Below are 26,387 nucleotides of genomic sequence, written 5' to 3'. Positions count from 1 at the left end.
CCGCCGGCGCCCCCGTTGCCGATCAGCCCGGCCGGCCCGCCGTTGCCGCCGGTCGCCAACGGGGCGGTGCTGTCGCCGCCGCGGCCGCCGTTGCCGAACAACAGGCCGCCGGCCCCGCCGGGTTGCCCGATCCCACCGACGGTTCCGCCGTCGGCGCCGTTGCCGATCAGCGGGCGTCCCAGCAGCGCCTCGGTGGGCGCATTGATCAGGCCGAGCAGGGTTTGCTGAACATTCGCGGCCTCGGCGCTGGCGTAGGCGCCGCCGGCCGCGGTCAGGTTTTGTACGAACTGGTCGTGAAGCGCCGTCATCTGGGCGCTCACGCTCTGGTAGCCCTGCCCGTGCGATCCGAACAGGGCGGCGACGGCCACGGATATCTCGTCCGCGGCGGCGGCCTCCACGGCAGTCGTCTGGGCCGCCGCGAGCGCGTTGGCTTGCCTGATCGCCGAACCGACGCCGGCCATATAGCCCGCGCCCGCCAGCATTGCTTGTGGCCCTGCGACTACAAACGACATCCGGCACCTCGCGCCTTCGTGGATGTACTGCCGAAGCGGATCCTATCGCTATCCGAACTCACCCGGCCGAGTTTGCCAGCCGACCGATCGATTTGTAGCCGGGATGGACATGCGGCGCCAGCCCCTGCTGCCGTGCCACCGCCGCGAGCAGCTCCCGCAGGGTGCCGTATTGCTCCGCGTCAAGCGTGCCGGCGAACCGGAGCTCGTGCTGGCGTGCGAGCTCGGAGAGCTTGCGCATCAACCTTTTTCCCGCGGCGGTGAGGTACAGGGCATGCAACCGGCGATCGTCCGGGTTGCGGCGCCGCTCGACGTAGCCGCGCTCCTCCAGTTCGTCGACGTAGACGACGACCCGGCTCGGCAGCATGCCCAACTGGGCGCTGAGGGCCTGCTGACTGCGTCCGGGTTCCGCCGCGATGGCCCGCAGGATTCCCGCGTGCGGGGGCGTCAACTCGAGGGTGGCCACCTGTTCGGCGAACAGCGTCGCGGCGTGATGGCCGAGCTGAGCCAACAGGAAGGCCACGCCGTCGGGACGGTCGTCGGGAACGGATGCCACCGGGCCATCATAGCGTTCGCGAATGATTCGTCCTGTGAATCATTCACGGGCTTGTGGAGTAGCTGAACCCGGGCATATCGTTCATCGCATGAACGATTCACGAGAAGATGGAAATCGGCCGCTCGCCGGCCCCCGGCGGCAGGGCGGACCGCCGCTGGTGTTGCTTGCCGTCGTGAGTGTCGGATTGCTGTTGGGCGGCCTCGCGATCGGGGTCGCGCTGGGCGGCGTGATGCCGTTGCCCTACGGCCCGGCGGCCCCGGTCATCGCGTACGTCCGCGGCCAGCCGCTCGCGGTGCAAGTGATCGCCACCGCGGTGTTCGCGTCGTCGGTGCCGTTGGCGATCTACGCGGCGACGGCCAGTGCCCGGTTGCGGCAACTCGGCGTCACCGCCCCCGGCGCGACGATCGCCCTCGCCGGCGGGACGCTGGCCGCGGGTGCCCTGGGCCTGACCGGGTTGCTCGGCTGGACCCTGTCACGGCCGGACGTCAGCGCCGACGCCGCGCTGGTCCGCGCCGTCTACTTCCTGGTGTTCCTGGTCGGCGGCCCGGGCCACATCGTGGCACTGGGGCTGCTGGTGGCGGGCATGGCGGTGCCCAGCCTCGTCTTGGGATTGACGCCGCGCCCGGTGGCGTGGACCGGCCTGGCGATCGCCGCGCTGGCCGAAGCGGCGACGTTGGTCCTGGTGTGGCCCGAACTCGGGGTGATCCTGCCGATCGCGCGGGTCTCGGCGCTGGCCTGGCTGGTGGTGGAGGGCGCCCTACTTCCGCTGCGCCGCAACGAGGTTCGCCGGACCCCGGCTAGGAGCGCGGGTTGACCTCGACTCGATGCAGGTCGTCGCCGAGTTCGATGCGCCCGCCGAATTTGGTGGCGGCCAGCGCGCGCCACTGTTCCTCTTGCCCGGGCACCAGCGTCGGCACGTAGTGCGTCATCACCAGGGTGCCCACGCCCGCGCGGTCGGCGGTCGTCGCCGCCTCCTCCACCGACGAGTGGTAATCGCAGATGTCCTGAAGCCGCTGCTGCGGGATGTTGGCGACGATGTCCTTGCGGATCACTGTGTGCACCAATGCGTCAGCGCCGCTTGCCAATTCGTCCAGGCCCGCGCATGGGACCGTGTCGCCCGCCAGCACCACCGAGGACGCGCCGGATTCGATGCGGAACCCGATGGTCGGTGTCACCGGTCGGTGGTCGGTCGGCGCGACCCGGATCGACACCCCGTCGCGGTCCCACACCGGGCCTTCGGTGCACTCGTGAACCTCGACCGCCGGTGGCGCGTTCAGGTCGGCGTGATGGGCGATCCGGTAGCCGATGTCGTGGCCGAACGCCTTGAGCGTCGCCGCCACGGTCTCCGCGGTGCCGGGCGGCCCGATGATCGGCAGCGGCGTGGGCTCGGGCGCAAAGGTGGAGATCCATCGGGTGATCAGCAGGTCGCCGAGATCGCCGATGTGGTCGCTGTGCAGGTGGGTGAGCAGCAGCGCCGACAAACCGGCGGCGCCTACGCCGACCGCCGCCGCGCGCTGCAGCACCCCACGCCCGCAGTCGACCAAAAACACCTGTCCGCCGGCCCGCACCAGGGTCGACGGACCGGCGCGATTGGGGTCGGGGATGGGGCTTCCGGTGCCCAGCAGGGTGATCTCGATCATGGCCATATCCTCGCAAGCGGCACAGGGCCGCAGGGGCATTTGACCGATGCGAGTTTGGGCGGCGAATCCGAGGGTATGGGAGCCCGCGGTTGCCGCTTTTCGTGTTGGCTTCCCCGCCGAGCGAGTTAGCCGTAGCCTGATGTGAAGCGGATCACAACCGGCTGGAGGCCTTGATGCGGATTGCGGACGTCTTGCGGAACAAGGGCGCGGCGGTGGTGACGATCAACCCCGATGCGACCGTCAAGGAGCTGCTCGCCGGTCTCGCCGAGCAAAACATCGGCGCCATGGTGGTGGTCGGCGACGAGGGCGTCGTCGGCATCGTCTCGGAGCGTGACGTCGTGCGCCAACTGCACACCCACGGCGCGAGCGTGCTGTCGCGGCCGGTCTCGAAGATCATGACCTCCACGGTCGCGACGTGCACGAAGTCGGACACGGTGGACTCGCTGAGCGTGCTGATGACCAAGAACCGGGTGCGCCACGTGCCGGTGCTGGACGGCAAGAAGCTGATCGGCATCGTCAGCATCGGTGACGTGGTGAAGACCCGGATGGAGGAGCTCGAGGCCGAGCACGAGCAGCTGCAGTCCTACATCACCCAGGGCTGATTGCCCGGCTCGGCGATCTGCGGGCACTAGCTCCAGGCGTAGTCCGCCCGTAGCCGGGCGGCGATGACGTCGAAGATTTCGCGTTCCAGGATCGCGCCCTCGCGGCGAATGCCCTCCTCGGGCACGTCGAGCACCCGGTCGAGGCGAACCCAGCTCTCCCGGCCCTCGTAATCCCAGGCGCCGGCCCCGATCCCCACCCAGTCGCGATCGCCGGCGTGGCGCTGCTGGCTGGAGACCATCAGCCCCAGCAGGACGCGGCGGTCACGGCCCACGACCAGGACCGGTCGATCCTTCCCCCGGGTGGGGTCGTCCTCGTAGGCCACCCACGTCCACACGATCTCGCCGGGATCGGCCCGGCCGTCGAGGTTCGGGGCGTAGACCAGCTTTCGCGCCCGTTGGGCGGTGGGAAAGCTGGTGCTGGTCACCGGCCGCCCCGTCGCGATCTCGGCCGGTGACTGCGGCGCGGCCGCGGCGATGACGTTGGCGGTGATCTTCACGGCGCGCTCGAGTTCGCGCGCGACGACCTGGGCGGTCTGCGCGTAGATCACCACATTTCGGGCGAAGCGCTGCAACGTCTTCCATTGGGATTTGCGGGGAGACGCCATATTCGCAGCATAACCACGGGCGGCCGGGTGCGAATGTGTCCAAGTAGGTCCCGGCGACCGCGCACAGATACCCTGGACATACCGCTCAGGCGGCCTCGAGCAGGCCCAGACCAGGAGATTCCCATCAGCAGTTTCGCCGACAAAACCTTCACCCCGCCGGCGCAGATCAGGAATTTCTGCATCATCGCTCACATCGACCACGGCAAGTCGACGCTGGCGGACCGGATGCTTCAGCTCACCGGCGTCGTCGACGAGCGGTCGATGCGCGCCCAGTACCTCGACCGGATGGACATCGAGCGGGAGCGCGGGATCACCATCAAGGCGCAGAATGTGCGGCTGCCTTGGAAAATCGATGACACCGACTATGTCCTGCACCTGATCGACACCCCGGGCCACGTCGACTTCACCTACGAGGTGTCGCGCGCGCTGGAGGCCTGCGAGGGCGCGGTATTGCTGGTGGACGCCGCCCAGGGCATCGAGGCGCAGACGCTGGCCAACCTGTACCTGGCGCTGGACCGTGACCTGCACATCATCCCGGTGCTCAACAAGATCGACCTGCCGGCCGCCGACCCCGACCGCTACGCCGGCGAGATCGCCCACATCATCGGCTGCGAGCCCGAGGACGTGTTGCGGGTGTCCGGCAAGACCGGGGAGGGCGTCGCCGATCTGCTCGATCACGTCGTGCGTGAGGTCCCGCCGCCCGAGGGTGACGCCGACGCGCCGACCCGCGCGATGATCTTCGACTCCGTCTACGACATCTACCGCGGCGTGGTCACCTACGTGCGCGTGGTGGACGGCAAGATCACCCCGCGCGAACGCATCGCGATGATGTCCACCGGCGCCACCCACGAACTACTCGAGGTCGGCATCGTCTCGCCCGAACCCAAGCCCAGCGACGGCCTGGGGGTGGGGGAGGTCGGCTACCTGATCACGGGGGTGAAGGACGTCCGGCAGTCCAAGGTCGGCGACACCGTGACGACCGCCCGCCACGGCGCCACCGAGGCGCTGACGGGCTATCGCGAACCCAAACCGATGGTCTATTCGGGGCTATATCCCGTCGACGGCTCGGACTACCCGGATCTGCGCGACGCCCTGGACCGCCTGCAGCTCAACGACGCCGCCCTGACCTACGAGCCGGAGACGTCGGTGGCGCTGGGCTTCGGTTTCCGGTGCGGCTTCCTCGGTCTGCTGCACATGGAGATCACCCGCGAGCGCCTGGAGCGCGAGTTCGACCTGGACCTGATCTCGACGTCGCCGAACGTCGTCTACCGGGTCGTCAAGGAGGATGACAGCGAGATCGTGGTGACCAACCCGTCGGACTGGCCGGAGGGCAAGATCCGGATCGTCTACGAACCCGTCGTGAAGACCACCATCATCGCCCCCAGCGAGTTCATCGGCACCATCATGGAGCTGTGCCAGTCGCGGCGGGGCGAGCTGGGCAGCATGGATTACCTGTCGCCCGAGCGGGTGGAATTGCGCTACACCATGCCGCTCGGCGAGATCATCTTCGACTTCTTCGACTCCCTGAAGTCGCGCACCCGCGGCTATGCCAGCCTCGACTACGAGGAGGCGGGCGAGCAGGAGGCCGAACTGGTCAAGGTCGACATCCTGCTGCAGGGCGAGGCCGTCGACGCGTTCAGCGCGATCGTGCACAAGGATTCGGCGTACGCCTACGGCAACAAGATGACCACCAAGCTCAAGGAGCTGATTCCGCGCCAGCAGTTCGAGGTGCCGGTGCAGGCGGCCATCGGATCGAAAATCATTGCCCGCGAGAACATTCGGGCGATCCGCAAGGACGTGCTGTCCAAATGCTATGGCGGCGACATCACCCGCAAACGCAAACTTCTGGAAAAGCAGAAGGAAGGCAAGAAGCGGATGAAGACGATCGGCCGGGTCGAGGTGCCGCAGGAGGCGTTCGTCGCCGCGCTGTCCACCGACGCCGCCGGGGATAAGGGTAAGAAGTAGCCGTGCGAATCCTCGGGCCGGCGACGGCGTTGATGTTGGTCGCCGCGGTGGCGGCCGGATGCGGCGGCGTGGTGGATGGCACGGCGAAACCGGCACCCAACCTGAAGCCACGCCCGCTCACCGGCGACACCGTCCGCCGGGTGCTGCTCGACGGCGACGTTTTGTCGCGGATGCTCAACCAGCCCTTCGCCACCCGCAAGCCGGCCGAGTTCGGCGGACCTGACGTGCTGAGCCAAAAGGACGAAAGCGTCTCGCCGGCCAATTGCCTGGGCGTGACGGCGATGCTGCAGAAAAGCGTCTACCAGTCCGCGGACGTCAAAGACGTTGCGGCGCAAGCGTGGTGGAACAACGGCGATCCGGCGCAGGTGATCAGCGTCATCGAGGGCGTCGTCGCCCTGCCGTCGGCCGCGCAGGCCCAGGCGCTGTTCGTGCAGTTCTCGCAGCAGTGGCAGCAGTGCAACGGCACCACGACGACGGAGCAGAACGGCCCGATCAGCACGACAATCGTCATCGGTGACGTCCGCGTACCGGACGCCTCCAAAACCATTGTCGCGGCGACGAATACCGCGACGTCGGTGCTGCCCAACATGCCGCCCCTGCGGCCCACGCCACAGGCACGGGCCATCGGGGTCCAGTTGAACTGCCTCGTCGAGGTGGAGGTCGTCTTCTTCGGCGACCGGCGCCCGTCCGACCCGGGCTCGGGCAACCTGGACACCAGCGGCATCGACGTCGCGCGCGCCATGATGGACAAGGTCAGCGCCCTGAGCTGACACTGCGCCTCGTCGCAACCTGAGACGTTCCTGGGCTCTCCCTGCGCCCTCGGTGTGTCTTACGGCGGCCCTCTTCGCCCCCAAAGTAAACTCTCGGTGAACGAAAGAGGGCCGAATGATGAATCAAGAGCGTACTGAGGGTAAATACCGGCGCCGATGTCCGGCGCGCAGGGGACGACGCTGGTGCGTGGCGGCCGCGCTGCTGCTCGCGATGTCGACCGCCGGCTGCGCCACGGTTGTCGACGGCACGGCGCGACCGGCGCCGGGCATGGCGCCGCGATCGCTGCACGGGCAAACCATCAAGCAGGTGCTGCTGGGCCATCGGGCCTTGGCGGGAATCCTCAACCAGTCCTTCAAGATTGACCCTCGTTTTCGGCCGCGGTTCGGTGGTCCCGACGCGTTATTGGACGACGGATGGCTCTCGCCCGGCGACTGCCTGGGCGTGGCGTCGATGCTGCAGCGAGTCGTCTATCAATCCAGCAAGGTGCGTCACGTCGCGGTTCAGACCTGGCGGCACGCCCCGAAGTCCGTGGAGGTGACCAGCGTCAAGGAGGGCGTGGTCAGCCTGCCCAGCCCCGCCGAGGCTCAGGCGCTGTTCGAAAAATTCTCCCAGCAGTGGCAACAATGCGATGGCACGACGATGCCGTTGTCGGGCACGGTGTTCAAGCTCAAGGCTGCGGTCACCAACGTCGAGGCCACGAATCCGGTTGTCTCGGCGACCATTTCGATGGGGTTCGCATCGCGCAGCTTGGATTCGGCGTCCCTGCAGTCCGGGCGGGCCCTCGGCGTCCGCGGCAACTGCCTGGTCGAGGTCGAGGTTGCCTTCTTCGCTGATACGCAGCCGCCGGACCCCGGCGCCGATCCTCAGGCCAGTGCCGTCGACATCGCGCACGCCATCTTGGACAAGGTCGGCGCGCTGAGCTGACGGGGCGGGCGCTGACGCGGATCTACACCGGCGCGTTGGCCGGCTGGAACGTGCCCGATCCGTCGGCCTCCTCCTCGGCCCGGATGACGTGCACGACGGCGTTGATCAGGGCCAGGTGGGTGAACGCCTGCGGGAAGTTGCCCAGGTGCCGACCGGTGCGCGGCTCGATCTCCTCGGCGTAGAGGTGCAGCGGACTGGCGTAGGCGAGCAGCCGCTCGCAGAGCCGCTTGGCGCGGCTCACCTCGCCGATCTCGACCAGCGCCGAGACCAACCAGAACGAGCAGATCGTGAACGTGCCCTCCTCGCCGGACAGCCCGTCGTCGGTCTCCTCGACCCGGTAGCGCAGCACCAGGCCCTCCTCGGTCAGCTCGTTGGCGATGGCCAGCACGGTGTTGCGCACCCGCGGGTCGTCCGGCGGCAGGAACCGGGTCAGCACGACCAGCAGCAGCGAGGCGTCCAGCGCGTCGCTGCCGTAGCGCTGGGTGAACACGCCGCGCGAGTCGACCCCGTGCTCGAGGATGTCGTTCTTGATCTCCTCGGCGATCGCCCGCCACTGCTGGGCATAGCTCTTCTCGCCCTGCCGCTCGGCAAGCTTGGACCCGCGGTCGAGCGCCACCCAGCACATCACCTTCGACGACGTGAAATGCTGCGGCTCCCCGCGCACCTCCCAGATGCCGCGGTCGGGCTCGCGCCAATGCTTGATCGCCTCTTCCACCTGCTTTTTGAGCACCGGCCACAGGGTCTCCGGGATTTGCTCCCGCGACTTGGCGTGCAGGTAGAACGAGTCCAGGATCGAGCCCCAGATGTCGTGCTGAACCTGGTCGTAGGCGCCGTTGCCGATCCGCACCGGACGGGCGTGGTCGTAACCGGAGAGGTGGTGCAGCTCCTCTTCGACCAGGCTGCGCTCGCCGCCGACGCCGTACATCACCTGCAGCGGGTGCCGCTCGTTGCTGTTGGCGCCGGAGACGTCGGCGATGAACGCGAAGAAGTCGTCGGCCTCGCGGTCGAGTCCCAGGGTGTAGAGGCCCCACAGCGCGAACGTCGAGTCGCGGACCCAGGCGTAGCGGTAATCCCAGTTGCGCTCGCCGTGCGGCGTCTCGGGGAGCGACGTGGTGCTGGCCGCCAGCAGCGCGCCCGTGGGCGAATACGTCAGACCCTTCAGCGTCAGCGCGCTGCGCTGCAGGTAGGCGCGCCAGGGGTGGTCGGGGAAGTTGCCGATGTTGATCCACTGCCGCCAGCACTCGGTGGTCTGCCACATCTTGTCGGCGGCCTCTTCGTAGGTCTGCGGCGCCGGGTGCTTGGTCCAGCTCAGGGCGACGAACACGTCATCGCCCTCTTTCATCCGGGTGCGCGCCCGCGCTTCCCGGCCCTCCAGCCCGATGCGCAGGTTGGTGGTCAGCCGCAGCGTCGGGTGCGCGTCGGGCTGCTTGCTGGCGCGCGCGATGGCCTCGCCGTAGGCGTTGGCCGAGTACTCCCAGGTGACGCCGACGCGGTGGTAGTCGAACGCCGGCTCGCAGCTCATCATCAGCTCGACGGTGCCGCTGACGCAGCGCACCGTGCGCAGCAGGATGTGCTCGGCATCCCAGTCCATCGGGGTGCGGCGATGCGTCCGCGAGCGGCGCTCGATGTCATGCCACGGGCCCATCACCAGCGCGTCACGCACGATCAGCCACCCGGTGTGGGTCTGCCAGGTGGTCTCCATGATCAGGCTGCCCGGAAGGTAGCGGCGCGCCGAGGGCACCGAGACGCCGTACGGGCCGAGCCGGAAGTGGCCGGCGCTACGGTCCAGGATGGCGCCGAACACGCTCGGGGAGTCGGGTCGGGGCACGCACAGCCATTCGACCGACCCGGCGGGCGAGATCAGGCACGTCGTTTCCCAGTCGGACAGGAACGCGTAGTCGGCGATCGGCGGAAATGGGTTCCGCAGCGACGCGGTGGGCGCGAGCGGGGCGGGCGCGCTGAAATCGATCGGCGCCGCCAGCGCCGGCTCGGGAGACGCGTCGAACGCCTCCAGGGGTGCCTCCGCGGGGGCGCCGTCGGCCGGCTGGTCGGCGGGTTGGGCGTGCAGAACCATGCCGACATCATCGACTGTCAACCTGCCCGGCGTCCAATGTTTCCATTAGGTGTCGGTTGGGTGCGGGTGCCGGGGGCGAATAGGGTGAGCCGGGTGGGCGGGTTCCTGAATTGGTGGGACGGCAACGAGCTGTGGCTCTCGGGGCTCGCGTTCGTGCTGCAAGCGATGATCGTGATGCCCGTCGTTTTGGCGGTGGCCTACGTCACGGCTGGCCTGCTGGACCGCCTGCTCGGAAAGGGCATCAAGTTGATGCGCCGCGTTCGGCACGCCGATGGGGCGCCCGGGTAACGCACATGCCTCGCTCGCACGTGACGTTGATTCTGGTCGCCCTCGTGGTGCTGGTGATCGTCACATGGCTAGCGACGCACTGACGCTCGATCGGGTGCGCGGTGGCGGCCCAGCGAATTCCTGTTAGGCTTCGCGACATGCACATGGCAACCGGCGCGGTGGAATGCGCTGTCTTTGTGCACTGTTGTCGCTGACTCCAACCCGTGCGCGGTTTGGTTAGGGGTCGTCGACTCTCCTGAAGTCTCATCGCCTTTCCGCTGCAACGGGATCCAGACCAGTTGTCCCGCCCGAAACAGCAATGAAAGGCCACCAATGCTCACCGACATCGGCAGCGCCCGGCGCTGGCGGGCTGCTCTGGGTACGGCCATACTCGCCCTGACCGTCGGTGTCGTCGCCGCTTGTCAGGGCGGCCCCAGCGACGTGGTGGGCGGGAGCGGCCCCAGCAATGCGCGCACGAGTCTCACCCTTGTCGCCTATTCGGCCCCGGAACCCGGCTGGAGCAAGGTGATCCCCGCCTTCAACGCCTCCGACGAGGGCAAGGGCATCCAGGTGATCACCTCCTACGGCGCCTCCGGCGACCAGTCCCGCGGCGTAGCCGAGGGTAAGCCGGCCGATCTCGTCAACTTCTCGGTCGAACCCGACGTCACCCGGTTGGTCAAGGCGGGCAAGGTATCCAAGGACTGGAATACCGACGCCACCAAGGGAATCCCGTTCGGGTCGGTCGTCACGCTGGTGGTGCGCAAGGGAAATCCGAAGAACATCAAGGACTGGGATGACCTGCTGCGGAACGGCATTGAGGTCATCACGCCCAGCCCGTTGAGTTCGGGATCGGCCAAGTGGAATCTGCTTGCCCCGTATGCCGTCAAGAGTGAAGGCGGCGCCAACGGTCAGGCCGGCATCGACTTCATCCATAAATTGGTGAGCGAACACGTCAAGCTGCGCCCCGGTTCGGGACGGGAAGCCACCGACGTCTTCGTCCAGGGCAGCGGTGACGTCTTGATCAGCTACGAGAACGAGGCGATCGCGACCGAACGGGCGGGCAAGCCGGTCGAGCACGTCAATCCGCCGCAGACATTCAAGATCGAGAACCCATTGGCGGTGGTGACCACCAGCCCCCACCTGGATGCCGCCGTGGCTTTCAAGAACTTTCAGTACACCGCCGCGGCGCAGAAGGTCTGGGCGCAGGCCGGCTTCCGGCCGGTCGATCCCGCCGTGGCCGCGGATTTCCGCAGCCAGTTCCCCGTGCCGGCGAAGCTGTGGACGATCGCCCAACTCGGCGGCTGGGCCACGGTGGACCCGCAACTGTTCGACAAGAACACGGGCAGCATCACCAAGATCTACACGAAGGCGACGGGATGACGGCCACCATCACGCCCGTCCCCGACGCGACACGAGTCTTCCGGCGCCCGCGCGGAGCGGGCACCACATCGTTACGGGTCGGCGTCGCGACGCTGTGGCTGTCGGTGATCGTGCTGCTGCCGCTGGGGGCCATCGCGTGGCAGGCCGCCGGTGGTGGCTGGCATGCCTTCTGGCTCGCCGTCACGTCGAATGCCGCGCTGGAGTCGTTCCGGGTGACGCTCACCATCTCCGCCGGGGTGACGGCGGTCAACCTGGTGTTCGGGCTGGTGATCGCCTGGATGCTGGTGCGCGACGACTTCTTCGGCAAACGACTGGTCGACGCCATCATCGACCTGCCGTTCGCGCTGCCGACCATCGTCGCCAGCCTGGTGATGCTGGCCTTGTACGGGAACAACAGCCCGGTGGGGCTGCACCTGCAGCACACCGCTTGGGGCGTGGCGGTGGCGCTGGCCTTCGTCACCCTGCCGTTCGTGGTGCGGGCCGTTCAGCCCGTGTTGCTGGAGATCGACCGGGAGACCGAGGAGGCGGCGGCCTCGCTGGGCGCGAACGGTCCGAAGATCTTCACCTCGGTCGTGTTGCCGTCGCTGACCCCGGCCCTGTTATCCGGTGCGGGCCTGGCGTTCTCGCGAGCGATAGGCGAGTTCGGTTCGGTGGTGCTGATCGGCGGCGCGGTGCCGGGCAAGACCGAAGTGTCCTCCCAGTGGATACGGACGCTGATCGAGAACGACGACCGCACCGGAGCCGCCGCGATATCCATCGTGCTGCTTGCAATTTCGTTTACCGTGCTGTTCATCCTGCGCATCGTGGGCGGGCGCGCGGCCAAACGCGAGGAGTTGGCGTAATGACGGCGTCGTCGACGAGGTCTCGCTACCTCATCCGATTCCTCGGGCTGACGTACATCTTCGTGTTGCTCGTCGTTCCGGTGTCGCTGATCCTGTGGCGGACCTTCCGCCCCGGGATCGGCCAGTTCTTCGACTGGGTGAGCACACCGGCCGCGGTATCGGCGCTGAATTTGACGCTGCTGGTGGTGGCCATCGTGGTGCCGCTCAACGTCGTTTTCGGGATTCCGACCGCGCTGGTGCTGGCGCGCAACCGGTTTCGGGGCAAGGGCGTGCTGCAGGCGGTCATCGACCTGCCGTTCGCGGTTTCGCCCGTCATCGTGGGCGTGGCGTTGATCCTGCTGTGGGGGGCGGGCGGTGCCTTCGGGTTCGTCGAAAACAACCTAGGCCTGAAGATCATTTTCGGCCTGCCGGGGATCGTGCTGGCCAGCATCTTCGTCACGCTGCCGTTCGTGGTGCGCGAAGTGGAGCCGGTGCTGCACGAGTTGGGAACCGATCAGGAGGAGGCGGCCGCCACCCTGGGTTCGAGTTGGTGGCAGACGTTTTGGCGGATCACGTTGCCGTCCATCCGGTGGGGCTTGACCTACGGCATCGTGCTGACCGTCGCGCGCACGCTCGGCGAGTTCGGCGCGGTGATCATCGTGTCGTCCAACCTGCCGGGCAAGTCGCAAACGCTGACATTGCTTGTCGCGGACCGGTACAACCGCGGGGCCGAGTACGGCGCCTACGCGCTCTCGACGCTGCTGATGGGTGTGGCCGTGCTGGTCCTGATCTTCCAGCTGGTCCTCGACGTCCGCCGGGCACGAGCGACCAAGTAAGTCGGACAAGGAGACTCGCAGATGACCGACAATCCGACCGAGGCCCGCGAGCACGCGATCACGGTGCGCGACGCGTACAAGCGTTACGGCGATTTCGTGGCGTTGGATCATGTGGACTTCGTGGTGCCGAAGGGTTCGTTGACGGCGTTGTTGGGGCCCAGTGGGTCGGGCAAGTCGACGCTGTTGCGCGCCATCGCGGGGCTGGATCAGCCCGACAGTGGCACGGTGACGATCGATGGCCTGGATGTCACGCGGGTGCCGCCGCAGCGGCGCGGGATCGGGTTCGTGTTTCAGCATTACGCGGCGTTCAAGCACCTGACGGTGCGCGACAACGTGGCCTATGGGCTCAAGATCCGCAAGCGGCCCAAGGCCGAGATCAAAGAGAAGGTGGACAACCTGCTGGAGGTGGTGGGGCTCAGCGGTTTTCAGACCCGTTATCCCAACCAGCTCTCCGGCGGTCAGCGCCAGCGCATGGCGTTGGCCCGGGCGCTGGCGGTCGATCCGCAGGTGTTGTTGCTCGATGAGCCGTTCGGGGCGCTGGATGCCAAGGTGCGCGAGGATTTGCGGGCGTGGTTGCGCCGCCTGCACGACGAGGTCCATGTGACCACTGTGTTGGTAACCCACGATCAGCAGGAGGCGCTGGACGTGGCCGATCGGATCGCGGTGCTCAACAAGGGCCGCATCGAGCAGGTCGGGTCACCCACCGAGGTCTATGACTCGCCGGCGAGTTCGTTTGTGATGTCGTTTCTGGGTGCGGTGTCCGAGCTCAACGGCGCGTTGGTGCGCCCGCACGACATTCGGGTGGGCCGCAAGCCCGACATGGCGGTGGCCACCGCCGACGCCACCGCGGAGTCGATCGGAGTGGTGCGGGCCACCGTCGATCGGGTGGTGGCGCTGGGCTTCGAGGTGCGCGTGGAACTGACCAGCGCGGCCACCGGGGGCCCGTTCACCGCGCAGATCACCCGCGGTGACGCCGAGGCCCTCGCGCTGCGCGACGGCGACACCGTCTACGTGCGCGCCACCCGCGTGCCGCCCCTGCCGAGCGACGTCGTGATCACCCGTGGCGCAGTCGGAGACGCGGACGAGGATCAGAGCACGCTGACGTCGGCCTGAGCCGCGTTATCCGTTGTCGCCCATGACCGCACCCTCGCGGCGTGGGTCGGCGCCCCCGGTCAACTGCCCGGCGCTCTGAGCGCTGCGGGTGATCGCCGAAAGCCCGCTGGACTGGTCGGCCAGGTTGACCTGATGTCCCAGCGCGCGCAGGCCGGCCACCAGCGGGTCGTGGTCGCCGTTGTCAGAGGCGTTGATCTCGGGGTCCTCGCCGCCGACGTTCGTTTGCGGGGAGTTCTGCGCACCGAAGTCGACCAGTGACACCGCCTGCTGCGGGTCCAGGCCCCAATCAAGCATCGCCACAAGCGTTTTCACGACGAACTGGATGATCGTCGAACCGCCCGGCGACCCCGCCACCGCGTACAGCGCCCCCCGTGCGCCCTGTCCGCTTGGTGATGCGTCGAACACCAGCGTCGGCGCCATCGAGCTTCGCGGCCGCTTGCCGGGCTGCACGCGGTTGGCCACCGGCGAACCGTCGGCCGCCCGGGGATCAGCGGCGAAATCGGTGAGCTGGTTGTTCAGGACGAACCCGTCGACCATGTGGAACGAACCGAACGTCGACTCGACGGTCGTCGTGAACGCGGCCGCGTTGCCGTACGAATCGATGATGCTGACGTGGCTGGTGCCGTGCTCCGTCCCCGGCGGTGCGACGCCGGTGGACGCGCCGAAGTCTCCGGGCCTGGCGCTGCCCATGCTGCGCTGCGTTGAGATCAGCGCGGCGCGTCCGGCCAGATAGCCGGGGTCGATCAGCGCGCTGAGGGCACCGCCGGGCATCCCGACGAAATCGGGGTCCGCGATATATTTGTCACGGTCGGCGTAGGCCAGCCGCTCGGCTTCGGAGACGAGGTGGACGCCCATCACGCTCGGGCGACCGCCGTTGAGGTCGATGTTGGCGGGCGGGTAGTCGCCCATCGGGAAGTGCTCGAGGATCCCCAGCGTGGCGGCCACCGCGACGCCGCCCGACGACGGCGCGGGCATGCCGCATATCTGCCTGCCGCGATACGTCATGCACAGCGGGTCGCGCCTCTTGGCGACGTAGCCCGCCAGATCCTCGTTGGTCATCAGGCTCGGCGTGCGACCCGCCGAGGTGCCCGCCGCCGCGACGATGTCGTGCGCGATGTCGCCGGTATAGAAGGCGTTGGCACCCGCGGAGGCGATGGCGGCCAAGGCTTTTGAGTATGCGGGGTTCGTGAGCCGCGTGCCCTCCGCCTTGGGGCTGCCGTCCGGGTTGAGGAAATATGCGCGGGCTTCGGGGTCGACGCGCAGTGCTGCCGCCGAGTCGGAGATGGCGGCGGCCATCCGGGGGCTGATGTCGAATCCGTTGTCCGCCAACGCCGTCGCGGGGGCGAAGAGATCACGCCAGGGCAGGTGGCCGTGGTCGTTGTGCACGAGCTCGAGCATTCGCGGGATGCCCGGGACCCCGATCGACCGTCCGGAGGCTCGCGCGTCGGGGACGGGAGCGGCGTGATCGGCGTCGCTGATCCAGCGCAGGTAGTTCTCGCCGGCCGCCGCCGGCGCGGTCTCGCGGCCGTCGTAGGCCTGAACGGAACCGGCTCGGGCGTCGTAATACAGCGCGAACCCACCGCCGCCGAGCCCCGACGACTGCGGTTCGACCAAACCCAGGACCGCCTGGGAGGCCACCATCGCGTCGGCGGCCGTGCCGCCGTCGCGCAGCACCCGGCACGCCGCCTGGGTGGACAGCGGGTTGGCGGTGGCCACGGCATAGTGATCCGTTCGGACGACGGTCATGTCGCGGCGGTAGCCGGTCGCGTTCTCGGGGTTCGCCGCGGTGCCCGCCGAAGCCGAAGGCGCCGAAGGCTTTTGCGGAACGGGCGTGCCGTTGGGCACGATCTCGCACGGACCCGCCGCGGTGGGCGTGGCCGCGTGCCTGTCGCCGCACCCGGCCAGCACCACCAAAAGCGTGACCAGCAAAGCTCCGATCGAGCGGGTGTTCAAGGCACGAAGCATACGGGACCCGAGCGGGCGGCTTGGTCCCGTTTCGGGGGCTCCCGCCCGCCAGCAAAACCCGATTCGCCGTGAGGCCCCGCCGACGGGTGTAGCGTCATCGTGGTTCAGACGATTCGGCGGGACGTGGGCATCCGGGATCGAGTGGATGGGTCTGTCCAGGCCGTTTGGGGCCGGGGCTCGCTACACGAGGAGGTCGTCGTGACCCCTGACGACACGCACCACAGGTTGCTCGACCGCGAGAAGCACGAGCGGATGGAGCAAATCGAAGCAATAGTCCGCCGTCTCAACCCAGAGCTGACCGACGAGCAGCTTGCAGAGCTAATGAGTCAGTTTCGTGAGGGGTCCGGTTTGACCGACGTCTAGGTCCCTGCGGCTCAGGCGGCGACGCGGCGCGTCCGAGCCTTGTGTGCCTGGTCAAAGCGATCCAACACCGTCTCGGCCACCGCCGGGTGCGCGCCCAACGGGGCCGCCAACTCGAGGCCGGCGTAGTCGGCGAACCTCCCCACCCGGTCCGGCAGCCGTCCCGGCGCCAGGAACCATGGCGCGATGACCACGCGTCGGGCGCCCTGTCGCCGCAATCGACCGGCGGCCTCGGCAAGCGACGGTTGCGGACGGGTCACCAACGCCGTCGTCGCACCCGCCCAGCTCGTGCCGATCAGCAGACGGGGTGCCACCTGTCGAGTCCGCGCGTTGGCGATGGGGTCGGACGACCCGATCGCCGCCACGAGCACGCCGACCCGCTCGTCGTGGGGGGAGACGCCCAACTCCGTCACCCGCTGGCGCAGCAGCGAGATCAGCCGCGGATCCTCGCCGAGCACGTCGGCTTGGCCCGCATCGGCACCGGCCCCGGCGATCTGGCGGGGAATGTCGACCCGGGCGTGGTAGGCGTTAGCCAACAACAGGGGGGTGACCACGGCGTCCCTGCAGTCGCCCAGCACATCGACCAGGCTGGGTGCGTTCAGCTCGCAGAAGGCAAGCCGCACATCCAGGCCGGGCCGCATGCGCGCCACCCGGCGGGCGACGGCCCACGCGTTGGCCGCTGACCGTGGATCCTCGCTCCCGTGCGCGACGAGCAGGAGGGTGCTCACGACGCGTGGAGCCCGCATTCCGTCTTGGCATGGCCCTGCCAGCGGCCGCTGCGCGGGTCGGCCTCGTCGATCGGCTTGGCCGTGCACGGGGCGCAACCGATCGACGGATAACCTTCGTAGACAAGGGGATTGACCAGCACGTCGTTCTCGTCGATGTAGTTCTGCATGTCGTCGTCGGTCCACGTGGCCAGCGGGTTGATCTTCACCAGCTTGTATCCCTCGTCGAAGCTGATCACCGGGGCGTTGGCGCGCGTGGGTGCGTCGCTGCGGCGCAGGCCGGTCACCCACGCCGAGTAACCGCGCAGCGCCTTGCCCAACGGCGCGACCTTCCGCAGCCGGCAGCACTCGCCCGGGTCGCGCGCGAACAGGTCCTTGCCCATCAGCCTGTCCTGCTCGGCCACGGTGTGCTCGGGCGTGACGTTGACCACCCGGATGTCGTAGACGGATTCGATGGCGTCCCGGGTACCGATGGTCTCCACGAAGTGGTAGCCGGTGTCCAGGAACATCACCGGTACGCCCGGACGCACCTTGGCGGCCAGATCGATCAGCACGGCCTCCTGCATGCTGGACGCCACGACGTAGTTGCACGTCGCCCAGCCGCGCGGCCCGTTGATTCCGCCGAAGTTCTCGTCGGTCCAACGCAGCAGCTCGGTGGCGCTGGCGCCCTCGAGTTCGGCGGCGCCGCGGGCAGCCAACTCGCGCAGTTGGGCTTCCGTCGGCCTCGTCATTTCTGAGATCATCGCAAGTCGCCTTCCTCGGCGCGAACGACCCACTGTGCGAATCGTTCACCGTCGCTTCGGTGCTTGATGAAGTTGCGTACCACTCGCTCGATGTAGTCGCCCAGCTCGTCGCTGGTGACCTTGTGCTGCCGCAGTTTTCGGCCGAAGCCGCTGTCCAGGCCGAGGCTGCCGCCCAGGTGCACCTGGAACCCCTCGACCGAGCCGCCGTGGCCGTCGTCGACCATCTGGCCCTTGAACCCGATGTCGGCGACTTGAATACGCGCGCACGAGTTCGGGCAACCGTTGATGTTGACCGTGATCGGCACGTCCAGTGCGGCGTTGAGGTCCTCCAGCCGACGCTCCAGCTCGGGCACCAAACCCTGTGCGCGCCCACGGGTTTCGGCGAACGACAGCTTGCAGAACTCGATCCCCGTGCACGCCATGAGATTTCGGCGCCAAAGCGACGGGCGCGATTGAAGCCCCAGCGCCTCCGCGCCGGCGATCAGGTCGTCGAGCTTCTCGTCGGGCACGTCGAGGACGATCAGCTTCTGGTACGGGGTGAACCGGATGCGGTCCGAACCGGCCCGCTCGGCCAGGTCGGCCACCGCCGAGAGGATGGTGCCCGACACGCGCCCGGCGATCGGGGCGAGCCCGACGGCGTTGAGCCCGTTCTTGAGCCGCTGCACTCCGACGTGATCGATCGGATGCGGGACCGGCTCGGGGGCGGGGCCGTCGATCAGCGGGCGCTTGAGGTATTCGGTCTCGAGAACTTCCCGGAACTTTTCGATGCCCCAGTCCTTGATCAGGAACTTCAGCCGGGCCTTGGCCCGCAGCCGCCGATAGCCGTAGTCGCGGAAGATCGAGGTCACCGCGGCCCACACCTCGGGCACCTCGTCCAGTGGAACCCAGGCGCCGACCCGCTGGGCCAGCATCGGGTTCGTCGACAGGCCGCCGCCCACCCACAGATCCAGGCCGGGACCGTGCTCGGGATGGTTGACGCCGACGAACGCGATGTCGTTGATCTCGTGCACGACGTCCTGCAGGCCGGAGATGGCGGTCTTGTACTTGCGGGGCAGGTCGGCGAAGTCGGGCTTGCCGATGTAGCGGCGCACGATCTCGTCGATCGCCCAGCTCGGGTCGAGCACCTCGTCCAGCGACTCGCCGGCCAGCGGCGACCCCAGGATCACGCGCGGGCAGTCCCCGCACGCCTCGGCGGTCTGCAGGCCGACCTCGGCCAGACGCCGCCAGATCTCAGGGACGTTTTCCACCTCGATCCAGTGCATCTGCACGTTCTGCCGGTCGGAGATGTCGGCGGTGTCCCGGCCAAATTCGGTCGAGATCTGGCCCACTGTGCGCAAGGCGGCGGTGGAGAGCGCGCCGCCGTCGCAGCGGACCCGCATCATGAAGTACTTGGCCTCGAGCAAATCGGCGTTCTCGTCGCCGGTGAACGACCCGTCATAGCCCTGCTCGCGCTGGGTGTAGAGGCCCCACCAGCGGAAGCGGCCCCGCAGATCGGACTTCTCGATGCTGTCGAATCCGTCCTTGGCGTAGATGTTTTCGATGCGTTCGCGCACGTCGAGCGGGGCGCCGGCCTGCTTCATCTCTTCGTTGGGATTCAGCGGCTCGCGATCGCCCAGCGCCCACTGACCCTCACTCCGGGCCTTGTTTTGGGCCCTGGCCGGACGGGCTGTGGTCATCGGGTCTCCTTCGCGAACATCGCAGGCTTGGACGCGCAGCACACCGCTTTTATTTCGGCTGCGCAGATCCGGCAGCCAGCTGAGTACAGGTGGGGCGGGTCTACGGCATCAAGGCAGACAGCAACAACAACAGCTGCATACGCGCTTGAGATCGATGTGCCGCCGAGCCACGAGGGCGATACGCAAGCTGCGATTGGCGACGGTCACGGCAGCCATTCTGCCATGGACCGCGACAAGCTTTGCTATCAGGTCATATTTTTCCTCACGCTGACCCAAAGTAGGGCGCGACCCTGGGCGCTTGGGCAGACGCAGCCGCGAATCGCCTGGGAATCGGCTCCCCCCGATCGAGCCCGCCTTACCCGGCCTGAACTGCGCCGATTCGTCTCGCTCGACGGCGGGAGCTCTTGTCGTGGGAAAATTCGGCATGCCCATTGCCGAGGCCCCGGTTGACCTCCCCGCCCTGCGGCCGAACCCCGGGCAGCCGTTCGGGTTGTACATCCACGTCCCGTTCTGCATAACCCGCTGCGGATACTGCGACTTCAACACCTACACCCCGGCCGAGCTGGGCGGCGTCAACCCGGACGCCTGGCTGCAGGCACTGGGAACGGAGCTGCAGCTGGCGGCCGCCCGGCTGGACGGACCGACCGTCAGCACGGTGTTCGTCGGCGGGGGCACCCCTTCGCTGCTGGGCGGCGCGCGCGTGGCCAAGCTGCTGGACATGGTTCGTGAGCACTTCGCCCTCGCGCCGGACGCCGAGATCACCACCGAGGCCAACCCGGAGTCGGCGTGGCCGGACTTTTTCGCGGCCATTCGCGCCGCCGGGTTCACCCGGGTGTCGCTCGGCATGCAGTCGGTGTCACCCCGGGTCCTCGGCGTCCTCGACCGGATCCACACCCCGAACCGCTCGGCGGCCGCGGCCCGCGAGGCGCTAGCCGAGGGCTTCGAACACGTCAGCCTCGACCTGATCTATGGGACGCCGGGAGAGTCCGACGACGACCTGCTGCGCTCCGTCGACACCGCGATCGACACCGGCGTCGACCACGTCTCCGCCTACGCCTTGGTGGTGGAGGAGGGCACCGCGCTGGCGCGGCGGGTCCGGCGCGGCGAGTTGCCCGCCCCCGACAACGACGTGCTCGCGCACCGCTACGAATTGGTCGATGCCCGGCTTTCCGCGGCGGGGCTGTCCTGGTACGAGGTGTCCAACTGGTGCCGACCGGGCGGTGAATGCCGGCACAACCTCGGTTACTGGGACGGCGGCCAGTGGTGGGGCGCAGGACCGGGTGCCCACGGGTATGTCGGTGCGACGCGCTGGTGGAATGTCAAGCATCCCAACGCCTACGCGGAGAGGCTGGCCGGCGGCGAACTGCCGGTTGCCGGCTTCGAGCAGCTGGACGGCGACGCGTTGCACACCGAGGAGGTGTTGCTGAAAACCCGTTTGCGCCAAGGACTTCCGCTGGATCGGTTGGGCGCAGCCGAACGCGAACGTGCCGAAACCTCCGTCGCGGACGGGTTGCTCGTATCCGAGGGCGACAACCTGGTGCTTACCCCGCGCGGCCGGCTGCTCGCCGACGCGGTGGTGCGCACGCTGTTGGGGTAGCCGTCGGACGTCAATCCGTGGCCTGAGCGACCCTCACCTCTTGTTCGGCTCGATCGGAGAAGGCCACGCTGTCGATATCCAAGATGGCCATCTTCTCGATATCCGTGAACGCGATCTTCTCGCCATTCGTGACGGCCACCTTCTCAACGGCGGCTATGGCGATCCGCGTGCTGGTCTCGTGTTTGGACAGGGGCCGCATGTGGTCCCATCCCTCGATCACCAGCCTCGGACTCTGGTCCTCGCCGCTGAACTCCTCTAAGTAATAGCGGAGGGACTCACCCGTCGTGTGATCGACGAGAGGCACCCGGGAGCTCAAGTGGAGATACACCGCCCGGGTACCGTCCGGGAGCTGCCCCAGCTCCCGAATCACGTGAAACAGGTTGAAACACACCAGGGGACCGTCCAAGTAGAGGTGGTACGTGCCTTCATCGACCTTCCGTTCGGACACCGGATTACGGAAGAGACTGAGGAAGCGGGCGCCAAAATTCGGCCTGGCGAATTCCGACCCGTTGCTCAGGGTGTGCCAGAGGCCCACGTACCACAGATTCAGTACCAACTCGAGGACAATGCCGGTGAGGATGCCCAGCAGCAGGTCCGTCGCCACGGTCACGAGCACTGTGGTGACGAAGACGACGAACTGCTCCGTCCCGATCCGCGCCATCTTGATCCAGAGCGCGGGCTTACAAAGCTTGTAGCCGATGAATACCAGGATGGCGCCTAGGACCGCCTTCGGGACCATGTTGATCACTTGCCGGCCGAGCAGCACCATCGCCAGCAGGAAGCAGGCGTTGTAGAAGTTCGCCCATTGGGTCCGGCCGCCGGCCATGATATTCGCCGTGCTCTTGACCATGCCGGGGATGATCGTCAGTCCACCGAGCAGGCTGGAGGCGCCGTTGGACGCGCCCATGGCGAGCAAAGTCTTATCCGGATCGGAGCGGCGCCGGTACGGGTCGATATTGTCCACGGCCGCGATCGTCGCCAGGGACTCGGTCGCGTCGATCAAGAGCAGGGTGACAACCAGGTATGCCAGGGGCAGCAGCAGTTCGGAAGAGGTGAATGCCTCAGCGAAGTGGGGGAAGACGATCCCGTGAAACAGCGAATCGGGCACGTTGATGAGCTTGGACTTATCGAGCTTCAGGACAAATGTGCTGACCACCGTGCCGCCGATGAACACCCAGACCGGAGCCGGCATGATCTTCAGCAGCCGCCCGGGTAGGGCGGACAACACAAACAGTGCCACCACGCAACCGACTCCAAGGGCGAAGCACTTGCCGCTCATCGACGAGAGATGGCTGGGCACTTCGTCCAGGACGGTCAAGAATTCGTGCGCCTCGAACTTCACCCCCATGAAGTGAGGAATCTGCCTCACGATGATCATCAGGCCGATCGCCGTCAGCATGCCGTGGATGGCCGCGGCCGGGAAGATGGCGCTCAGGCGCGCCACCTTCAACTTGGCCAGGATCACCTGGAACACGCCCGCGATGGCGATGGCGACCAGGACGAGGGGGTATCCCACGGCGAGCAATTCGGATGTAGGAGCGCCGTGCCCGAGACGGGCCTGTCCGAGGGTGATCATGCCGGCGAACAGGGTCGGCGCCAACCCCGCGGCCGGGCCGCTGATGGTCACGTACGAGCCGCCCACGAACGGCAGGATGAAACCGGCGATGATCGCCGAGATGATCCCGCAGACCGGCGGCGCACCCGAGGTGATTGCAATTCCCATCGAGAACGGCAGCGAGATCATCGCCACCGTGAAACCCGCACGAAGGTCATAGCGCCAGTGTTTGAGACCGGCCAGGCCATTGCGGGGCTTTCCGGTCGGAGGGGCTGCCGGACCGGATATGGCTTGTAGCACAGTGGGCGCCCTCTCGACAACGGCTCGAACGGTTTGTGGGTCGAATTCATATGGAACTCATGCAGTTTCCTCCCCGTGGCATCCCTGACGGCCTCAGTTAACCGGTCTTTACGAACAATTGACATTACTTTTACGAACGACCGACGCGCGCTGTGCCAGATCGGAAACATCTCGGAAACATCCAGTCCGCCTTGGGTTGTCGAACCTCCGGCCGCCCTGGCGTCATCAGGGTGTTGAGTCGGCCCGCATCGGGCCCTGTGTGGTTTGGCGCTCACAGACACCTCACCCCCGCGAGACAGGCTGCTCGCTCACGCGGTGGCGGATCCTGTCCCGCGCTAAACCCGTTCCTAGCCCTCCGGAGATCAGTACCAGCGCGAGACCAGGCGGGCGATCTCGATCTCGAGCGGGATTCCGATACGACGTTTTGTCAGACGCCCGGGAACCAGTGCGCGACTAGGCGATTGAACTCGATATAGAGCGGGATTCCGATGGTCACCTGGTAGGAAAACGTCAGACCCAGCGAGGCGGCGAGCGGCAGCGTCGGGCTGGCCTCGGGGATCGCCAGCCGCTGCACCGCAGGGACCGTGATGTACGACGCCGCGCCGCACAACACCGCGAACAGCACGTAAGTACCCGGCTGGAAGTGGGTGTCGGTGAGGTCGGCATAGGCGTAGGCGGCCAGGATCCCCAGCGCCGCAAACAGATTGGGGGCCAGCAGGCCAAAGGCGATGAAACCGCGGCCGGCGAGCTTGAGGTCACGCAACTTACGCGACGCCGTCATGCCCATCTCAAGCAAGAACAGGCACAGCACGCCATGGAACGCCGCGACGAAGAGCTCGTTCTGATCGTGAACTACCTTCTGTCCCTGCAGTGCGCTGACGAAGCCGACGATGATGCCGCCGATTAGCAGAACTAGTCCGGGATTGAGGAACACCTCCTGCACGAGCTCGCGCGAGAAAATCGGCATCCGCTTGGCCTTGCCGCGGACCGGGCTGTCGTCGGGCTCCCAGTTCGGATGCTCCAGCTTCTCCAGCGAGAATTCGAGCTCCTGCTCGACACCTTTTTGGCCCTCGTCGTTGAGGCTCTCGCCCGGCAGGGGCCGCGCGGCGGTGCCGGGACCGACCCCGACCTTGACCGGCGCGACGTAGCCGGGCTCGTCGGGCATGTAGCCCGATTCGTTGAGACCTCGGTGGCGCAGCCGCATCACCAGGTATAGCGCCACCAGGCAGCCCGGAATCTCCATGATGGCCAAGAGGACGGGCATGTAGGCGTTGAAGGCGATGCCCACGCCCGCCAGAAACGCCACGCAGGTGGCGAAGGTTCCCGCCGAATCGGAACCGTAGTAGCCGGCGACGGTCGCGCGGTCGACTTGGCGCAGACGGGTCGTGTATTTCAGCACCACGTACGCCAGAACTCCGATGAGGAAGTTCAATGCGAAGCCCATCAACGCGAAGCCGGCGATGTTGTCGATGTCGGCCGGCTGGATCTTGGCGAGTTCTTCGCCCCCCTGCCAGCCGATCGACACCAGCAGGTACATGGTGAGGCCCTGATAGATCACGTACGGAAACTCGAACCGCACCTTCATGATTGGGATCAGGAAGCCGAAGTAGAAGAACAGCAGTAGCGGCTTGAAGAGATTATGGGTGAAGTTATCCCAGAACTCATGAAGCATTAGCGCCTCCGAGGGTCAATACGGCGGTGCCGCAGGCAGCATTCAACGCCGGGCAGTCCACGAACACCATTAGTACCTTGGGGACTCACAGGACTTGAGTCAACGGAGTGAAGGTGTCTTTACGAATCGTTAACAACGCGTAACGGGGGGACACAAACGTCCCGCCGGTCGCAGCGGGTTAGACGCGACGCCGGCCAATGGCGTTGGGAGCCATCGGGCTTCGTCTGGTCCTTTAGGTGAACCAGTGCCCGACCAGGCGGTTGATCTCGATGTAGAGCGGGATCCCGATGGTGACGTTGTAGGAGAACGTCAAACCCAGCGATGCGGCCAGTGGCAGGGTGGGGCTGGCCTCGGGGATCGCCAGGCGCTGCACCGCCGGAACGGCGATGTAAGAGGCCGCGCCACACAGCACCGCGAACAGCACGTAGGTTCCCGGCTTGAAGTCGGTGTGGGTGAGGTAGGCGTAGCTATGAGCGACCAAGATCCCAAGCGGGGCAAAGATGTTCGGGGCAAGCAGCCCGAAGAAGATGAAGCCCGGGCCTGCCGATCGCAGGTCCCTCAGCTTGCGCGACGCCGTCATGCCCATCTCGAGCAGGAAAAGGCACAGCACGCCTTGGAATGCCAGCACGAAGAACTTGTCGTCGTCGGCGACGACTTTCTGGCCCTGCAGCCCACTGATGAGGCCGATGAGGATGCCGCCCATCAGAAGCACGAGCCCGGGATTGAGGAACACCTCCTGCAACAGCTCGCGCGAGAAGATCGGCATCCGCTTGGGCTTGCCCAACGCCGGGGTTTGATCGGGCTCCCAGTTCGGGTGCTCCAGCTTTTCCATCGAGAGCTCGAGCTCTTGTTCGACGCCGCGCTCGTTCTCGGCCGCGAGGCTCTGGCCGTGCGGGGGTCGTGCTGCGGTGCCGGGCCCGATCCCGACCTTCACCGGCGCGACGTAGCCGGGCTCGTCGGGCATGTAACCGGCTTCGCTCAGCCCGCGGTGGCGCAGCCGCGCGACCAGGTACAGGGCGACCAGGCAGCCCGGAATCTCCATGACGGCCAACATGACCGGCATGTAGGCGTTGAACGCCATGCCGATGGCCGTCAGCACGGCCACGCAGGTGGCGAACGTTCCCGCGGAGTCCGACCCGTAATAGCCGGCGACAGTTGCCTTGTCGATTCGTCGCATCGAACTCATGCGCCCCAGGAGCAGGTAGGCCAACCCGCCGATCACGAAGTTCAACACGAAGCCCAGGACCAAGAAGCCCGTGATGGTGCCGATCTCGTCGGGCTTGATCTTGGCGAGCTCCTCACCGCCGTGCCAACCGATGGCCAGCAGCAGGTACATCGTCAGGCCCTGGTAGATCACGTACGGGAACTCGAACCGCACCTTGAGGATCGGGATCAGGAATCCGAAGTAAAAGAACAGCAGCAGCGGCTTGAACAGGTTGTGGGTGAAGTTGTGCCAAAACTCCTGCAGCATTGGGTGCCTCTCTTCAGTGATCCGGTGACCAGGGAAAAAGCACCGTCCGCAAGCGGGCCACCACGAACATCCCGATGATCGTGCAAGAATTTAGCCCCGCCGTCGGGGGCCCGCCACTCGGATATCCCCCGAAAAACCCCCAGTTAACATCGCTGTGACGCAATATCGGATGCCGCCAAAGCCGGAGGTCACAGCGGTGCTGGTAGGGATAGGTAAAGCCGGCTTGGCGTGAATCCTCTGTGACTTTTCTGGGGATTGAC

At 66.9% G+C, this 26,387-nt stretch carries 24 protein-coding genes; 12 read left to right on the top strand and 12 right to left on the bottom strand.

The features are described 5' to 3' along the window. Both N415_RS01870 and N415_RS01865 read right to left on the bottom strand, forming a co-directional pair. Positions 1-512, bottom strand: a 512-nt coding sequence (locus N415_RS01870; protein ID WP_152531205.1) for a PE family protein, incomplete at its 3' end; no start/stop codon positions are given. 58 nt (positions 513-570) lie between these two features. Continuing rightward, positions 571-1,065, bottom strand: a complete 495-nt coding sequence (locus N415_RS01865) for a MarR family winged helix-turn-helix transcriptional regulator (RefSeq protein ID WP_068176576.1) — start codon at positions 1,063-1,065, stop codon at positions 571-573. Between the two features lie 88 nt (positions 1,066-1,153). Here N415_RS01865 and N415_RS01860 point away from each other — a divergent pair, with 88 nt between their 5' ends. Then, entirely contained in the window at positions 1,154-1,879 is a 726-nt protein-coding gene (locus N415_RS01860) for a hypothetical protein (RefSeq protein ID WP_193376380.1), read from the top strand. On the opposite strand, the gene N415_RS01855 is transcribed toward N415_RS01860, so the two are convergent. Then, positions 1,863-2,705, bottom strand: a complete 843-nt coding sequence (locus N415_RS01855; protein WP_068176632.1) for a ribonuclease Z — start codon at positions 2,703-2,705, stop codon at positions 1,863-1,865. The two genes, N415_RS01860 and N415_RS01855, sit on opposite strands and share 17 nt — an antisense overlap. Positions 2,706-2,878: 173 nt before the next feature. Here N415_RS01855 and N415_RS01850 point away from each other — a divergent pair, with 173 nt between their 5' ends. Beyond that, the gene (locus N415_RS01850) at positions 2,879-3,307 is read left to right on the top strand and encodes a CBS domain-containing protein (RefSeq protein ID WP_068128117.1); all 429 of its coding nucleotides are present in this window, start codon (positions 2,879-2,881) and stop codon (positions 3,305-3,307) included. A 26-nt stretch (positions 3,308-3,333) separates the two neighbouring features. Here the strand turns inward: N415_RS01850 and N415_RS01845 are convergent, their stop codons facing one another. Then, positions 3,334-3,912, bottom strand: a complete 579-nt coding sequence (locus N415_RS01845) for a type II toxin-antitoxin system PemK/MazF family toxin (RefSeq protein WP_068176574.1) — start codon at positions 3,910-3,912, stop codon at positions 3,334-3,336. A gap of 33 nt (positions 3,913-3,945) precedes the next feature. Between N415_RS01845 and lepA the strand changes: the two genes are divergently transcribed. The 3 genes from lepA to N415_RS01830 all read left to right on the top strand — a co-directional run bounded on the left by lepA (position 3,946) and on the right by N415_RS01830 (position 7,572). After that, complete coding sequence (gene lepA / locus N415_RS01840; protein WP_081665022.1) at positions 3,946-5,877, top strand: translation elongation factor 4; 1,932 nt, start codon at positions 3,946-3,948, stop codon at positions 5,875-5,877. Positions 5,878-5,879: 2 nt separating this feature from the next. Further along, positions 5,880-6,647 carry a sensor domain-containing protein gene (locus tag N415_RS01835; protein ID WP_068176567.1) on the top strand — a complete coding sequence of 256 codons (768 nt, stop codon included), beginning with the start codon at positions 5,880-5,882 and terminating at the stop codon, positions 6,645-6,647. 187 nt (positions 6,648-6,834) lie between these two features. Then, entirely contained in the window at positions 6,835-7,572 is a 738-nt protein-coding gene (locus N415_RS01830; RefSeq protein ID WP_193376379.1) for a sensor domain-containing protein, read from the top strand. A 22-nt stretch (positions 7,573-7,594) separates the two neighbouring features. Here N415_RS01830 and N415_RS01825 read toward each other — a convergent pair whose 3' ends face one another. Beyond that, complete coding sequence (locus N415_RS01825; protein WP_068176562.1) at positions 7,595-9,646, bottom strand: glycoside hydrolase family 15 protein; 2,052 nt, start codon at positions 9,644-9,646, stop codon at positions 7,595-7,597. A 93-nt stretch (positions 9,647-9,739) separates the two neighbouring features. Here N415_RS01825 and N415_RS01820 point away from each other — a divergent pair, with 93 nt between their 5' ends. From N415_RS01820 to N415_RS01800, 5 genes are all read left to right on the top strand, one after another. Next, the gene (locus tag N415_RS01820; protein ID WP_068110359.1) at positions 9,740-9,934 is read left to right on the top strand and encodes a hypothetical protein; all 195 of its coding nucleotides are present in this window, start codon (positions 9,740-9,742) and stop codon (positions 9,932-9,934) included. A gap of 312 nt (positions 9,935-10,246) precedes the next feature. Next, positions 10,247-11,293: a sulfate ABC transporter substrate-binding protein gene (locus N415_RS01815; protein ID WP_068176559.1), complete on the top strand. Its 1,047-nt coding sequence runs from the start codon at positions 10,247-10,249 to the stop codon at positions 11,291-11,293. Next, on the top strand, positions 11,290-12,135 hold the full coding sequence (gene cysT, locus N415_RS01810) for a sulfate ABC transporter permease subunit CysT (protein ID WP_068176556.1): 846 nt from the start codon (positions 11,290-11,292) through the stop codon (positions 12,133-12,135). Before N415_RS01815 ends, cysT begins: the two co-directional genes overlap by 4 nt. After that, positions 12,135-12,950, top strand: coding sequence for a sulfate ABC transporter permease subunit CysW (gene cysW, locus N415_RS01805; protein ID WP_068176553.1), 816 nt, complete (start codon positions 12,135-12,137; stop codon positions 12,948-12,950). Before cysT ends, cysW begins: the two co-directional genes overlap by 1 nt. Before the next feature lie 21 nt (positions 12,951-12,971). Then, entirely contained in the window at positions 12,972-14,063 is a 1,092-nt protein-coding gene (locus tag N415_RS01800; protein ID WP_068176551.1) for a TOBE-like domain-containing protein, read from the top strand. A 6-nt stretch (positions 14,064-14,069) separates the two neighbouring features. Here N415_RS01800 and N415_RS01795 read toward each other — a convergent pair whose 3' ends face one another. Further along, complete coding sequence (locus N415_RS01795; protein WP_068176548.1) at positions 14,070-16,028, bottom strand: gamma-glutamyltransferase family protein; 1,959 nt, start codon at positions 16,026-16,028, stop codon at positions 14,070-14,072. A gap of 198 nt (positions 16,029-16,226) precedes the next feature. Between N415_RS01795 and N415_RS31820 the strand changes: the two genes are divergently transcribed. Next, positions 16,227-16,391 carry a hypothetical protein gene (locus N415_RS31820; protein WP_161630265.1) on the top strand — a complete coding sequence of 55 codons (165 nt, stop codon included), beginning with the start codon at positions 16,227-16,229 and terminating at the stop codon, positions 16,389-16,391. Between the two features lie 11 nt (positions 16,392-16,402). On the opposite strand, the gene N415_RS01785 is transcribed toward N415_RS31820, so the two are convergent. The 3 genes from N415_RS01785 to N415_RS01775 are packed head-to-tail and all read right to left on the bottom strand — an operon-like array spanning position 16,403 to position 19,532. Then, the gene (locus N415_RS01785) at positions 16,403-17,134 is read right to left on the bottom strand and encodes a sirohydrochlorin chelatase (RefSeq protein ID WP_081665020.1); all 732 of its coding nucleotides are present in this window, start codon (positions 17,132-17,134) and stop codon (positions 16,403-16,405) included. Then, complete coding sequence (locus N415_RS01780) at positions 17,113-17,856, bottom strand: phosphoadenylyl-sulfate reductase (RefSeq protein WP_068176538.1); 744 nt, start codon at positions 17,854-17,856, stop codon at positions 17,113-17,115. Before N415_RS01780 ends, N415_RS01785 begins: the two co-directional genes overlap by 22 nt. Beyond that, the gene (locus N415_RS01775) at positions 17,853-19,532 is read right to left on the bottom strand and encodes a nitrite/sulfite reductase (RefSeq protein WP_068176534.1); all 1,680 of its coding nucleotides are present in this window, start codon (positions 19,530-19,532) and stop codon (positions 17,853-17,855) included. The genes N415_RS01780 and N415_RS01775 overlap by 4 nt, the downstream gene beginning before the upstream one ends. Positions 19,533-19,956: 424 nt before the next feature. Here N415_RS01775 and hemW point away from each other — a divergent pair, with 424 nt between their 5' ends. Continuing rightward, positions 19,957-21,129, top strand: a complete 1,173-nt coding sequence (gene hemW / locus N415_RS01770; RefSeq protein ID WP_068176626.1) for a radical SAM family heme chaperone HemW — start codon at positions 19,957-19,959, stop codon at positions 21,127-21,129. A 10-nt stretch (positions 21,130-21,139) separates the two neighbouring features. On the opposite strand, the gene N415_RS01765 is transcribed toward hemW, so the two are convergent. The 3 genes from N415_RS01765 to N415_RS01755 form a co-directional block, all read right to left on the bottom strand. Continuing rightward, the gene (locus N415_RS01765; RefSeq protein ID WP_193376378.1) at positions 21,140-22,984 is read right to left on the bottom strand and encodes a SulP family inorganic anion transporter; all 1,845 of its coding nucleotides are present in this window, start codon (positions 22,982-22,984) and stop codon (positions 21,140-21,142) included. 427 nt (positions 22,985-23,411) lie between these two features. After that, positions 23,412-24,656, bottom strand: coding sequence for a sodium-dependent bicarbonate transport family permease (locus N415_RS01760; protein ID WP_068176529.1), 1,245 nt, complete (start codon positions 24,654-24,656; stop codon positions 23,412-23,414). A 232-nt stretch (positions 24,657-24,888) separates the two neighbouring features. Continuing rightward, a complete protein-coding gene (locus N415_RS01755; protein WP_068176525.1) occupies positions 24,889-26,127 on the bottom strand; it encodes a sodium-dependent bicarbonate transport family permease in 1,239 nt (412 codons plus the stop codon). Positions 26,128-26,387 lie beyond the last annotated feature (260 nt).

This window comes from Mycobacterium sp. UM_CSW (assembly GCF_000455205.1).
GTDB lineage: Bacteria > Actinomycetota > Actinomycetes > Mycobacteriales > Mycobacteriaceae > Mycobacterium.
This window is presented reverse-complemented; position numbering and strand designations above follow the sequence as displayed.

Bases quoted from the DNA above. Each gene is read 5' to 3' on its own strand.
- hemW (WP_068176626.1), top strand. From the start codon at position 19,957: ATGCCCATTGCCGAGGCCCCGGTTGACCTCCCCGCCCTGCGGCCGAAC.
- N415_RS01815 (WP_068176559.1), top strand. From the start codon at position 10,247: ATGCTCACCGACATCGGCAGCGCCCGGCGCTGGCGGGCTGCTCTGGGT.
- N415_RS01775 (WP_068176534.1), bottom strand. From the start codon at position 19,532: ATGACCACAGCCCGTCCGGCCAGGGCCCAAAACAAGGCCCGGAGTGAG.
- N415_RS01780 (WP_068176538.1), bottom strand. From the start codon at position 17,856: ATGATCTCAGAAATGACGAGGCCGACGGAAGCCCAACTGCGCGAGTTG.
- N415_RS01760 (WP_068176529.1), bottom strand. From the start codon at position 24,656: ATGCTTCATGAGTTCTGGGATAACTTCACCCATAATCTCTTCAAGCCG.
- cysW (WP_068176553.1), top strand. From the start codon at position 12,135: ATGACGGCGTCGTCGACGAGGTCTCGCTACCTCATCCGATTCCTCGGG.
- N415_RS01825 (WP_068176562.1), bottom strand. From the start codon at position 9,646: ATGGTTCTGCACGCCCAACCCGCCGACCAGCCGGCCGACGGCGCCCCC.
- N415_RS01795 (WP_068176548.1), bottom strand. From the start codon at position 16,028: ATGCTTCGTGCCTTGAACACCCGCTCGATCGGAGCTTTGCTGGTCACG.
- cysT (WP_068176556.1), top strand. From the start codon at position 11,290: ATGACGGCCACCATCACGCCCGTCCCCGACGCGACACGAGTCTTCCGG.
- N415_RS01755 (WP_068176525.1), bottom strand. From the start codon at position 26,127: ATGCTGCAGGAGTTTTGGCACAACTTCACCCACAACCTGTTCAAGCCG.
- N415_RS01800 (WP_068176551.1), top strand. From the start codon at position 12,972: ATGACCGACAATCCGACCGAGGCCCGCGAGCACGCGATCACGGTGCGC.
- lepA (WP_081665022.1), top strand. From the start codon at position 3,946: ATGTGTCCAAGTAGGTCCCGGCGACCGCGCACAGATACCCTGGACATA.
- N415_RS01850 (WP_068128117.1), top strand. From the start codon at position 2,879: ATGCGGATTGCGGACGTCTTGCGGAACAAGGGCGCGGCGGTGGTGACG.
- N415_RS01785 (WP_081665020.1), bottom strand. From the start codon at position 17,134: ATGCGGGCTCCACGCGTCGTGAGCACCCTCCTGCTCGTCGCGCACGGG.
- N415_RS01845 (WP_068176574.1), bottom strand. From the start codon at position 3,912: ATGGCGTCTCCCCGCAAATCCCAATGGAAGACGTTGCAGCGCTTCGCC.
- N415_RS01860 (WP_193376380.1), top strand. From the start codon at position 1,154: ATGAACGATTCACGAGAAGATGGAAATCGGCCGCTCGCCGGCCCCCGG.
- N415_RS01855 (WP_068176632.1), bottom strand. From the start codon at position 2,705: ATGATCGAGATCACCCTGCTGGGCACCGGAAGCCCCATCCCCGACCCC.